At 70.5% G+C, this 12,095-nt stretch carries 8 protein-coding genes; 5 read left to right on the top strand and 3 right to left on the bottom strand.

Annotation, left to right across the window (positions count from 1 at the left end; genetic code table 11):
• Nucleotides 1–3: 3 nt before the first annotated feature.
• Nucleotides 4–504: a hypothetical protein gene (locus tag HS104_25065; protein ID MBE7483232.1), complete on the bottom strand. Its 501-nt coding sequence runs from the start codon at nucleotides 502–504 to the stop codon at nucleotides 4–6.
• A gap of 37 nt (nucleotides 505–541) precedes the next feature.
• Between HS104_25065 and HS104_25060 the strand changes: the two genes are divergently transcribed.
• Nucleotides 542–2,530, top strand: a complete 1,989-nt coding sequence (locus tag HS104_25060; protein MBE7483231.1) for a hypothetical protein — start codon at nucleotides 542–544, stop codon at nucleotides 2,528–2,530.
• Nucleotides 2,531–2,609: 79 nt separating this feature from the next.
• On the opposite strand, the gene HS104_25055 is transcribed toward HS104_25060, so the two are convergent.
• Nucleotides 2,610–3,896, bottom strand: coding sequence for a metallophosphoesterase (locus HS104_25055; GenBank protein ID MBE7483230.1), 1,287 nt, complete (start codon nucleotides 3,894–3,896; stop codon nucleotides 2,610–2,612).
• Nucleotides 3,897–3,948: 52 nt separating this feature from the next.
• On the opposite strand from HS104_25055, the gene HS104_25050 reads away from it, so the two are divergent.
• Nucleotides 3,949–4,878, top strand: coding sequence for a hypothetical protein (locus HS104_25050; protein ID MBE7483229.1), 930 nt, complete (start codon nucleotides 3,949–3,951; stop codon nucleotides 4,876–4,878).
• A 3-nt stretch (nucleotides 4,879–4,881) separates the two neighbouring features.
• Here the strand turns inward: HS104_25050 and HS104_25045 are convergent, their stop codons facing one another.
• Nucleotides 4,882–5,532 (bottom strand): YceI family protein, encoded by a 651-nt coding sequence (locus tag HS104_25045; protein MBE7483228.1) that lies wholly within the window; start codon nucleotides 5,530–5,532, stop codon nucleotides 4,882–4,884.
• A gap of 116 nt (nucleotides 5,533–5,648) precedes the next feature.
• Here HS104_25045 and HS104_25040 point away from each other — a divergent pair, with 116 nt between their 5' ends.
• Genes HS104_25040 through HS104_25030 form a run of 3 tightly spaced genes read left to right on the top strand, consistent with a single transcriptional unit; the run spans nucleotide 5,649 to nucleotide 12,070 of the window.
• A complete protein-coding gene (locus HS104_25040) occupies nucleotides 5,649–6,599 on the top strand; it encodes a LysR family transcriptional regulator (GenBank protein MBE7483227.1) in 951 nt (316 codons plus the stop codon).
• A gap of 8 nt (nucleotides 6,600–6,607) precedes the next feature.
• Nucleotides 6,608–8,191, top strand: a complete 1,584-nt coding sequence (locus HS104_25035; GenBank protein MBE7483226.1) for a GMC family oxidoreductase — start codon at nucleotides 6,608–6,610, stop codon at nucleotides 8,189–8,191.
• 6 nt (nucleotides 8,192–8,197) lie between these two features.
• The gene (locus HS104_25030) at nucleotides 8,198–12,070 is read left to right on the top strand and encodes a protein kinase (protein MBE7483225.1); all 3,873 of its coding nucleotides are present in this window, start codon (nucleotides 8,198–8,200) and stop codon (nucleotides 12,068–12,070) included.
• Nucleotides 12,071–12,095: the final 25 nt, after the last annotated feature.

The raw sequence follows: 12,095 nt of genomic DNA, 5'->3' as shown, positions 1-12,095 counted from the left end.
CCTTCACGGCGGCGTACAGACCCCGATACCCGGGATGATCTGGAAGCACTTGTAACCTTCGGCCATGCGGCACTCCGCGTCCGAAGCGCAGGGCGGCGTGCAGAGGGTCAGCGTCGTGCTGACGCGTCCGCCGGACTGGCCGATGGAGGCGCAGCCGGCCTTCTCGCCGCACTCCTTCTCGGTGGACTGGGTGTCGCAAGTCTTGGAGCAGAAGCCGCCCGGGAAGGTCACCGTGGGGACCGGCCCACCGCCGATTGTCGTGTAGCACTCCGCTCCCGGCACGGCGCTGCAGTCCGCGTTCGACGTGCAGGGCTCACCGATCTCGCCGCTGCCGCCGCTCTGGGCGCCGGTGCCGGAGCTGCCGCCGCTCCCCCCGCCGCCGCTGCCGCCTCCGCCACCGGAGGTGCCGGCCTGCCCGGCGGCGCCGCTCGCGCCCCCCGAGCCCCCACTGGCGCCGCAACCCGCGACAAACACCATGATCGACAGCCAGCTCAGGCGGCTCATGCGGGCGAGCATAGCTCAATGTTAGCGTCGGCGGACCATGACGCACGTCCTGCCGATCCGCCGCGTGGTCCTGTTCAAGCATGGTGTCGGCTACTTCGAGCGCGAGGGCAGCGTCGAAGGCGACGCCAGCATCGATCTCGCGTTCAAGGCCGCCGAGATGAACGACGTGCTCAAGTCCCTCACGGTGCTGGATCTGGGAGAGGGGCACATCTCCAGCATCAGCTACGAGTCCACTCTTCCCACCGAGAAGCGGCTGGAGGACGTGGCCATCCGCCTGCCGGACGGCAACAGCCTGAGCGGTCTGCTCGAGCAGGTGAAGGGCGCGCGCGTGAAGGTCATCGCGGGCAGCGACGAGGTGGAGGGGGTCGTCGCCGGCATCGAGACGCGCTGGCGCAAGGTCGGCGAAGACACGCTGCACGAGCACCAGCTGGTACTCTTGGTGGGCGGGTCGAGCCTGCGCGCCTTCGAGCTGGCCGAGATCAAGGCCCTCGACTTCCTCGACGATGGGCTGAGGAAAGACCTCGGACACCTGCTCGAGATCCTGATCGGCGCCAAGAAGAAGGATCTGAAGCGCCTGACCATCTTCGCCAAGGGCGCCGGCTCGCGGCCGGTGCAAGCCAGCTACGTGGTGGAGACGCCGGTCTGGAAGACCTCGTACCGCGTGATGCTCGGCAAGCCCGAGACTCGCATCCAGGGCTGGGCGCTGGTGGACAACACGCAGGACGAGGACTGGGACGACGTCGCGCTGACGCTGGTCGCGGGGCTGCCCATCTCCTTCGTGCATGACCTGTACTCGCCCCGGCACCGGCGCCGGCCCACGGTGGAGGTGCAGGAAGAGGAGGCCTACGCCCCGCCCATCTTGGAGCAGGCGGCCTACGCCGGCGCGGCGGAGGAAGATTCGGAGATCCGCACCATGGCCGGGATGATGCCACCCCCGGCCCGCCCTGCCGCGATGGCGGCGCCCGCCCCCCGCATGGCCCCGCCGCCGCCGAGCCCCGGCACGCGCGCGCAGGCGCGGGAGCGCAGCACCGTGGTGCAGACCCGCACGGTGCAGGTGGGGGATCTGTTCCAGTACGTGCTCGACCGGCCGGTGACGGTGAAGCGCAACCAATCGGCGCTGGTGCCGATCTTGTCGGCGGCGCTCTCGGGCAAGCGCGTCGCGATCTACAACCAGAGCATCCGGGACAAGAACCCGCTCTCGGCCATCTGGCTCGAGAACACCACCGGGCTCACCCTCGAAGGCGGACCGCTGACGGTGCTCGAGGACGAAGCCTACGTCGGCGAGTCGATGCTCGAGACCTTGAAGCCTGGCGAGAAGCGCCTGGTTCCCTACTCCGTGGAGCTCGGCTGCGTGGTCGCCATCGACCACGAGAGCGACACCCGGGACGTGCATGCCGTGCGCATCGTGAACGGCGTCTTTCACCTCTTGCGCTTCAAGATCGCGCGCACGATCTACCGCGTCACCAACAAGACCGACGTCCCGATCGACCTGTTCTTGGAGCACCGCTTCGAGCACGGCTGGAGGCTGGTGGACACGCCGAAGCCGATGGAGACCACCGAGAGCTACCAGCGTTTCCGCTTCGACGTGCCGAAGGGCGAGACCCATTTCGTGGTCAGCGAGCAGGGGGATCAGTGGGAGAGCATCTACCTGAACCAGACCACCCGCGATCAGCTGAAGGTCTGGACGGCGAGCCGCTACCTGGACCAGGCGGCCCACGACGCCCTGGCCGGGATCGTGGCCCTGAACGAGCGCGTGGCCGAGTCCATGCGCCGGCAGACGGAGCTCCAGCGGCTGATCGCCGAGATCGGCGAGAAGCAGAAGCGGGTGCGCGAGAACCTGGGCGCGCTGCGCGACTCGCGGGACGAGCAGCGCCTGCGCGAGCGCTACGTGGCCGAGCTCACGCGAGACGAGGACGAGCTCGCCCGGCTGAACGCCGAGCTCGCGCAGTCGCGCCAGGACAAGGTGTCGGTCGAAGCCGAGCTCCGGCAGCGGAGCCAGGAGCTGAAGTTCGACGCCATGCTTTGAGTTGGGGCCCGCTCATCCGCCCCGCGCTCCCGCCGCCCCTCCGTGCCCGTGCCAAGACGGTGACGAGCGGGTGTGAGCCTCAAGGCAGCGGCACTTCGAAGGCGTCGCGCTCCTTGCCGTCCACGTCGATGGTGCGTCCCTTGATCGAGCTCGGCCCGACCTCCAGCACTGTCATCTGGTAGAAGGCGCCGGAGCTCTTGCGCATGCTGCACGTCGGGCGGTCGATGTTGGCGTCGATCTTGCCGATCAGGCCGCCGCCCCCGCCCACCGTCAGGTAGGTGAGGGTCTTCGTCGGATCGGCCGCGGTCGGCACCTCGAAGCGCTCGTAGCCGTGCATGTGGCCCTGGAGCACCAGCCGGACGCCGTGTTGCTCGAAGAGCGGCTGGAGCTCGGCGCGCATGCCGTCGTTCTGGCTCATGTCGCCGCAGGTCAGCATGGGCTTGTGGTAGGTGACGATGCTGCCGCGGTAGCCGGGCCGCTTGGCCGCGTCCTCCAGCTGCGTCTTGAACCACGCGACCTGGGCCGAGCCGGGGTCGAAGTCCGTCTCGGTGTTCAGGAAGAAGAACCAGAGGCCGCCGGACTCGGCGCGGAACAGGCCGTCTTTGCCGTCGAACCCGGCTTTGTCCCAGAAGCGTTCGTAGTAGAGCTCGAACTCCTGGTTCTGCTCGTACTCGTGGTTGCCGACCGCCGGCAGGAACGCGCCCTGCTCGAACATCGGGGCCATCAGCCCGAACCAGTGCTGCCAGCTCTCGAGGCCCGAGGCGTAGTACTGGATGTCGCCGGCGTGGAGCGTGAGGTCGTAGCCCTCCTTGTCCATCAGCGCGAGGAGCTTGACGGTGGTGTCGTTGAGCCCGGGGTTGGTGTCGCCCATGGCCAGGATCTTGAAGCTCTGACCGCTGGGACGCGCGGTGCAGAAGCGACCCTTCCGGGCGGAGTCCTGGGTGAGCTGATAGGCGTAGCACTTGCCCGGCTCGAGCCCTCCGAGCGCCGCCTCGTACATGTAGTAGGTGCCGGCCAAGTCCTGAGGTTGCTTGGGCGCGAGCGCAGCCAGGTAGGTGACCGGGATCTCCACCGGCGTGAGCGTCGCCGTCGCCTTCTGGTCGAGCGCGCCGCCTTCGACGCCGAAGCTGAGCTCACCCGAGGTCCCCTCGCGGCAGGCCTCCCAGCGCAAGAGCGCGCTCTGCCCGTCCACGTGGAGCGCCCACGGCCCTTTGCTCACGCCGCTCGCGCCGCACCACTCGATGCCGCCGTCCACGCCGGCGTCGGTGTCGGTATTCGTCGGCGCGGGTTCCTCGTCGCTGCCACAAGCGTTCAGAGCTCCGAAGCCCAGGAGGGTCGAGCAGACAAAGAGAGTGCCGAAGCGCATGCTGGGAAGGATAGCTGGAGGTTCGCCGGTTGTGGCGCTAGCTTCGCTGGAAATGCGTGCCATTCACTGCTCCCTTCTGGCGCTCTCCCTCCTCGTCGGCTGCGGCGGAGCCGCCCAGCCGCCCGGCGAGACCCCCGAAGAAAGCCCCGCACCCCCAGGCTCGAGCGCCCCTTCGGAGCCCGCCGCGGCGAGCGAGGCGCCGAGCGCCGATGGCAAGACCTCGTTCGCGTTCGTCCTGCCCAAGCCCGGCAGCCAGCGCAAGGACCGCGAGTCCTTCGTGCTGGCGCTGGAGGTGCAGATGACCGAAAACGGCAAGCTCGTCGCCAGCGAGAAGAGCGGCGAAGGCAAGCGCATGGTGCGCAGCACCACCGTGCTCGCCAACGACGGCAAGGCGGTGACCAAGAAGAAGGTCCACTACGAGGAGCTGGTCAAGGTTTCCAAGAAGGGCGAGCGCGAGCAGCGCGTGCCGAGCCCGCTCACGGGCAAGACCTACGTGATCGCGCTCGAGCAGGGCAAGGTCGTGATCACCGGAGGTGGCGGCGAGCCGGTCAGCGAGGTCGAGCGCGAGGCGCTGCTCGAGGACAACAAGGAGTTCGGCAAGCCGCCGCAGTTCGCCGCCTTCGTCCCCAAGCACCCGATGGCCCCGGGGGAGAGGTTCACCCCGCCCAAGGAGGTGCTGGCCGACATGTTCGGCGACGGCAAGAGCTACGGCGACGTGGAGTTCACCTTCGTGGGGCCGGAGGAGCGCGCCGGCAAGAAGGTCGGAAAATTCGAGTTCGTGATGACCATCACCGATCAGCGCCAGGGCGCGACCACCACCATCCGCTCCAAGGGCGCGGTGCTGCTGCTCCTGGAGAGCGGCTGGCCCATCGAGCTCGAGCTCGGGGGCCAGGTCACGGTGACGGCGCCGGGCGACAAGCCGAATCGCAAGGTCGCCGGCTCCGGCACCCTCGAGATGAAGCTCGCGGCGGAGTACCGGTGAACGTCAGCTCGGCTTGGCGCTCGCGCGGATCGTCAGCTTGATCAGCACGTCGTCCCGGATCAAGTCGTCCACCTTGCCCGGGTAGTTCAGGCCGAAGTCCTTGCGGTTGATCGAGAACTCGGCGTCCACCGACGTCGAGCCGTTTTCGGTCTTGATGGTGGCGGGGAAGGTGATGCTCTTCTTCTCGCCGTGCAGCTCCAGATTGCCGGTCACGGTGTGCGTGGCGCCCTTGTCCCCGCCCGCCTTGATGCTGGTGGACTCGAAGCGCGCCTTCGGGAACTTCTCCACGTCGAAGAAGTCCGGGCTCTTCAGGTGGCCGGTCAGCTTGGGGTTGTCCGAGCTGATCGAAGCTGCGTCGATCTCCACGCTGACCTGGCTCTTGGTCGGGTCGCCGGAGACGAGCTTTACGTTGCCGGTGAACTGCCCGAAGGAGCCGTCGTGCTTGCCGGTCACTTTGGCGCCGACGAACTCGATCTTCGAGCCGGCGGCGCTGAAGGACAGGGTCTGCGTGTCGGCTGCGGGAGCGGCGGCGGCGGTCGCCACAGGGGCCGCGGCCCCGGCCTTCGGCTTGTCCCGGGTGGGGTCTTCGCAGGCGACGCTGAACGAGAGGGTCAGGCCCAGGACGAGGCCGAGGGTGGTACGCGAGGTGGTCATCGGGAGTCTCCTTTTGGTTTGGCCAGCCGAATCTGGCTCGCCCTCCCGGCACGCGGTACCCGCCGGCGAGGGAACTCACCGTTGCATTTATGCAACAATCAGGGAAACTCGTTGCGATGCCAGCGATTTCGCGCGCTGCCGCCGCTCCCGCCCTGGACGACCTCTCCGGCTTCGTGCGCGTGGTCGAGCTGGGCGCCTTCGCCAAGGCGGCCCGGGAGCTCGGTGTTCCGACCTCGACGCTGAGCCGCGCGGTGTCGCGGCTCGAGGCGGCGATGGGTGTGCGCCTGCTCCACCGCACGACGCGCCACGTGCGCGTGACCGAGGAGGGGGCGGAGCTGCACCTGCGCGTCGCGCCTGCGCTGCTCGCCCTGCGCGACGCCGTCCGAGACGTCGAGGCGAGCGAGACGGTCCCGCGCGGACGGCTGCGGGTGACCGCGCCGACGGACATCGCGGCGACCTTCCTGTCGGACGTGATCGGCGACTTCCTCCGCGCCCACCCGGAGGTGGACGTCGAGCTCGTCGCCACGCAGCGCGTGGTCGATCTGGTGGCGGAGGGCTTCGACGTCGCGCTGCGCGCCGGCGTTCTCCGCGACTCGTCGCTCATCGCCCGCCGCCTCGGCGAGGTCGAAGGCTGGCTGTGCGCGTCACCCGACTACCTCGCGCGTCGCGGCGAGCCACGTGCGCTCGCCGAGCTCGCGCGCCATGACCTGGTGTTGTTCCGCCCCACCCGGGGTCGCGCGCGCTGGGAGCTCCGGGTGGGTTCTCGCGAGACGGCGCTCGAGGTGCGCGGGCGCATCGCCTGCGACGACTTCAGCATCGTGCGCGCCACCCTGCTCGCCGGCAACGGCATCGGGCTCGTCCCGTCCAGCGCGATCGCGCGCGACGTCGCGGAGGGGCGGCTGGTCCACGTGCTCGGCGCAGCCACCGCGGGGCTCGGCTCCCTGAACGTGGTCTACGCCTCCTCGCGGCACCTGCCCGCCAAGGTCAGCGCCTTCCGAGACTTCCTCGTCGAGCGCTTCGCGAGCTACGCCGCGGCGGGCGTGCCACGCCGGCGCCGTTCGCGATAGGCTGAGGCATGACCGAGCCCTGGGACTACGTGATCATCGGCTCCGGCTTCGGCGGCAGCGTGTCGGCGCTGCGCCTGGCCGAGAAGGGCTACCGAGTGCTGGTCTTGGAGAAGGGCCGGCGCTTCGCCAAGGAAGACTTCGCGAAGGACAACTGGGACCTCAAGCGCTGGATGTGGAACCCCGCGCTCGGTCTGAGCGGCATCTTCCAGATGACGTTCTTGCGGCACGTCACCATCCTCCACGGCGTGGGGGTAGGGGGCGGCTCGCTGGTGTACGCCAACACGTTGCCCACGCCGCCCGATCCCTTCTTCGCCAATCCGTCCTGGAAGGATCTGGCCGACTGGAAGAACGAGCTTCTGCCGCACTACGCCACGGCCAAGCGCATGCTCGGCGCGACGCCGAACCCGCGGGTCACCGTCGGCGACCGCGTGCTCCGGGAGATCGCCCGCGACATCGGACGGGAGGACGGCTTTCGACCCACCGAGGTCGCGGTTTTCTTCGGGGAGCCCGGCAAGGAAGTCCCCGACCCCTACTTCGACGGCAAGGGGCCGGAGCGTACCGGCTGCACGCACTGTGGCGCGTGCATGACGGGATGCCGGGTGGGCGCGAAGAACACCCTGGATCGCAACTACCTCTACCTGGCGGAGCGGCGCGGCGCCCGAGTGCTTCCCGAGACGGAGGTGACCGCGGTCCGCGCGCGCCCCGGCGGCGGCTACCTGCTCGAGACTCGCGGCAGCTTGGACCCGGCGAAGCGGAGCAGCTTCGAGGCGACGAACGTGGTGTTCGCCGGCGGAGTGCTCGGCACCATCCCCTTGCTCTTGGCGATGCGCGAAGACCCCGACGGGTTGCCTGCGCTCTCGCCGCGGCTCGGTGAGTTCGTGCGCACCAACAGCGAGTCCCTGATCGCCGTGAACGCGCCGGACTCGACGGAGGACTTCACCCGGGGTGTGGCCATCACCTCGATCCTCCACACCGACGAGCACAGCCACATCGAGCCCTGTCGCTACGGCGCCGGCTCGTCGTTCTTCCGGACCCTGACTCTGCCGCACTCCCCGAGCCGGAATCCGCTCGCGCGCCTGCTCGGGGTGGCGCGCGATTACGTGGCGCATCCCAAGAAGTGGTTCGGGGTCTACACCACCAAGCGCATGTCGGAGACCACGCAGATCCTGCTCTACATGCGCACGCTCGAGGGCAGCCTGCGCCTGCGCCTGGGCAAGAGCGCGTTCACCGGCTTCCGGCGCGGGGTGGTCAGCGAGCTGTCGCCCGGGGCGCAGGCGCCCACGGCGTTCATTCCGGAGGCGACCGATCTGGCGCGGCGCTTCGCCGAGAAGGTCGGAGGCGTGCTGGCCACGCTGGCCACGGAGACGCTGATGGGCATCCCGACCACCGCGCACATCCTGGGGGGTGCGTGCATGGGACGCGACGCCCGCGAGGGCGTGATCGACCACCGGCACCGCGTCTTCGGCTACGACGGCCTGTTCGTCGTGGACGGCGCGGCGGTGAGCGCGAACCCGGGCGTGAACCCGTCGCTCACCATCACCGCGCTGGCCGAGCGCGCGATGAGCTTCATCCCTGCGAAGGACGCGAGCTAGCGCGGGATGTCCGACACGCAGCTCATCGCCGACCGCTTCGAGACCGAGGCCCTGGCGGGAGCCGGCGGCATGGGCTCGGTGTACCGGGCGAGGGATCGGCTGACGGGCTCGCTGGTGGCGCTCAAGCTGCTGAATGCCGCACCCAAGAACGAGTGGCGCTTCGCGCGGGAAGCCGAGCTTCTGGCCCAGCTCACTCACCCGGGAATCGTGCGCCACGTCGCGCACGGGCGCCTGGACGAAGGTCGGCTCTGGCTGGCCCTCGAGTGGCTCTCGGGCGAGGACCTGGCGGCGCGCCTGGCCGGGCGAGGGCTGACCATGCGCGAGTCGCTGATCCTCGCGCGCCGTGTGGCAGAGGCGCTGGGCGCGGCCCATTCCATCGGCGTCATCCACCGTGACGTGAAGCCCAGCAACGTGTTCCTGGTCGAGGGCGATCCGCTCCGGCCCAAGCTCCTCGACTTCGGCGTGGCCCGCGTGGTCGCCGCGAACGCCACACGCACCGGCACCACCCTGGGCACGCCGGCCTACATGTCCCCGGAGCAAGCGCGGGGTGAGCGCGACCTGGACGCGCGGGCGGACGTGTGGTCGCTCGGCTGCCTCCTGTTCGAGTGCCTGACCGGCTCGCCGCCGTTCACCGGCGAGCACCCGATGGCCATCCTGGGCAAGATCGTGATCGCGCGCGCGCCGCGGGTCACCGAGCTCTGCCCGGAGGTGCCAGCGCCAGTGGACGAGCTCGTCGCGCGGATGCTGGCACGCGAGCGCGAGCAGCGGCCGCTGAACGGCAACGCAGCGGCCGTGGAGATCGCCGAGCTCGGGGAGCTGGGCGTCGCGGACCGGACCACGCGCAGCGCGCGCCGGCCTTCGCTCACGGCGACGGAGCAGCGCCTGCTCGGCGTGATCATGGCGGACTCGTGGCGGGGTCAGGAGGTGGACCTGGCCACGGCTCCGACGCTGACGCCGGTCGAGATGGACGACGCGCTCGGGCGGGCGAGGACCATCGCGGCGGGCTTCGGCGGTCGTCTGGAGGCCGTGGCGGCGAGCTCGGTGATCGTGACCTTCACCGTCGGCGGCACCGCTGCCGAGCAGGCGACGCGGGCGGCACGCTGCGCGCTGGCGCTCAGATCAGCGCTACCGGCCATGCGCTTCGCCGTGTCGCTGGGCCTGGGCATGATGGCGCAGCACACCGCGTCCGGCGAGGTGATCGACCGCGCCGCGTCGATCCTGCGCGCCGTCACCAGTCTGTCGCCGGACGGCTCGCCCATCGCGCTCGATTCGGCGGCGGCCGGACTGCTCGACGCCGCGTTCGAGATCGAGACGCACGGCGAGCTCAGGCTCCTGGTCGCCGAGCACGATGCGCTCGACGTCGGCCGCACCTTGCTCGGCAAGCAGACCCCGTGCCTCGGCCGCGACAACGAGATCCGCACGCTGTGCGACGTGCTCGAGGAGTCGATCGGAGATCCGGGCGCGCGGCTGGCGCTGGTGACCGGCGCCGCCGGGCTCGGCAAGTCGCGGGTCGTGAGCGAGCTCGGCCGGGTGGCTCGGGCGCGCGACGTCGAAGTCTGGGTCGGGCGCGGCGATCCGATGAGCGCCGGCGCTCCATACGCGCTCGCCGCGCGGGCGTTGCGCCGTGCGGCGCGTGCCCTGGACGCAGAGCCGCTGGCCGTGCAGCGCGACAAACTGCGCGGCCGCGTGTCGCTCCGAGTCCCGCCCGGCGACGTCGAGCGCGTCTCGGCCTTCCTGGGCGAGATGGCGGGCATCCCCTTCGAGGAAGGCGAGCAGGTGCAGCTCCTGGCCGCGCGTCGCGACGCGCAGCTCTTGGGCGATCAGATCGGCCGCGCCTGGGTGGATCTGTTCCGCGCGGAGGCCGCCGCCGGGCCCCTCTTGCTGGTGCTCGACGACCTGCACTGGGGCGACCTGGGCAGCCTCAGCCTGGCGCTCTCGCTGGCCACGAGCTTGCCGGAGATGCCCGTCTTCACCGTGATGCTGGGCCGTCCGGAGGTGTTCGAGGTCTTTCCACGGCTGCGCGAGGTGCGCGATCTGGTCGAGCTGCCGCTGCGCAAGCTGAGCAAGAAGGCCTGCGCGGAGCTGGCGCGGGACGTGCTCGGTCCGGGGACCCAAGACGAGCGCATCACGCAGCTCGTCGCGCAGGCCGACGGCAACGCGCTCTACCTGGAAGAGCTGATCCGCTCCATCGCGTCGGGCGCCGGGGACGGCCCGCCGGAGACGGTGCTCGCCATGGTCGGCGCCCGACTCGAGGCGCTGGAGCCGGAGGCGCGGCGCGTGCTGCGGGCGTGCAGCGTGTTCGGCGAGACGTTCTGGCCCGAGGGCGTGTCGCGCCTGCTCGGCTCGCGCCACGCCCCGCGCGGCGAGGACTGGATGCCGGAGCTCTGCGCGCGAGAGCTGGTCACGCGCCAACCCGGCACCAAGCTGCCCGGACGCGAGCAGTACGCCTTTCGTCACTCGCTGCTGCGCGACGCGGCGTATCGCATGCTGACGCCGGAGGATCGGGCGCTCGGCCACCGGCTGGCGGCGGAGTGGCTGACGGAGGTCGGCGAGAGCAACGCGCTCTTGCTCGCCGAGCACTGGGATCAAGCCGGCGAGTCGCAGAAGGCCGCCCTGGCCTATCGCCGCGCGGCCGAGCAGGCGCTGGCGGGCAACGACTTCGCTCGGGTCTCCGCCTGCGTGAAGCGGGCTCGGGAGATCGGCGCCGAGGGCGAGACCCTGGGCCAGCTCTTGATGATCGAGTGCGACGCCATCGAATGGCAGGGGCGGCACGCCGAGGCCGCAGAGCGTGCGGAGGAAGCCGCCCTGGCGCTTCCCTCGGGCAGCCTGGGTGAGATCCATGCCCGACTCGAGAGCGGGCTGCACGAATCGCGGATCGGCAAGCTCGACCGCCTGGTGGGCGCCGTCGAGCGGCTGGCGGAGCACCCCGAGGCATTCGGAGACACTCGCGTCGCGGCGACGCTGAGCCGCGCCATCCCTCAGCTGCTCCGGGCCGGGCGCCACGAGCTGGTGCGCGCCGCGGTCGAGCACCTGGGGCGCGAGCGCAGCGCGCGCACGGACGATCCCGTGCTGGAGCACGCCGAGCACCTGGCCAAGGCCTGGGTCGCGCTCTTCGCCGGCGATCTCTCGGGGAGCCTCGCGCACGACGAAGCCGGCTGTGCGGCCGCCGAGCGGGCCGGCAACCTGCGCGTCGCCTGCAAGCAGCGCGCGGACGCGAGCTACGAGCGCCTCTTGCTCGGGGACTACACCGGAGCCCTGGCGGGCTTTCAAGCCGCGCTCGCGCAGGCGGAGCGCATGGGTCTCGAGAACGTGCGCCTTTCGTGTCTGCACAACGGCGGGCTGGTCCTGGCGCGGCTCGGGCGCCTGGCCGAAGCCCTCGACTACGAGGAGCGCGCGGTGCAAGGCTACGCGAAGGTGAAGGACTGGCGCCTGCAGGGCGCTTCGCACTGTTACCTGTCGTTGATCCAGCTGGCGCGCGGCGAGGCCGAGGCTGCCGAGATCGAGGCGCGGATGGGCTCGGCGCTGATGGCCGAGACCCCAGCCACCCACGGCTTCGGCCTGGCTTGCCTGGCGCAGGTGCTGCTCGGGCGGGGCAAGCTGGAGGAGGCGCTCGACGTGGCCGGGCAAGCCCACGAGAGCCTGGAGATCGCGGGACAGGTCGAGGACGGCGGCCAGTTGATCCGCCTGACCCACGCCGAGGCGCTCGCCGCAAACGGGCGCACGGACGAGGCCCGGGAGGCCATCCGGCGCGCCCGCGACGCCCTGCTCGACGCTGCCCGTCCCATCCAGGACCCCGAGTCCCGGCGGAGCTTCCTGGAAAATGTGCCGGAGAACGCCCGCACCCTGGCGCTGGCGAGCGACTGGCTCGGGTCGGGGTGAAACTGACTGGGCGCGGATCGCGTAG

It is taken from the genome of Polyangiaceae bacterium, assembly GCA_015075635.1.
Classification (GTDB): domain Bacteria; phylum Myxococcota_A; class Polyangia; order Polyangiales; family Polyangiaceae; genus JADJKB01.
The sequence above is the reverse complement of the archived record's forward strand: the minus strand, read 5'-3'. Positions and strand labels throughout refer to the sequence as shown.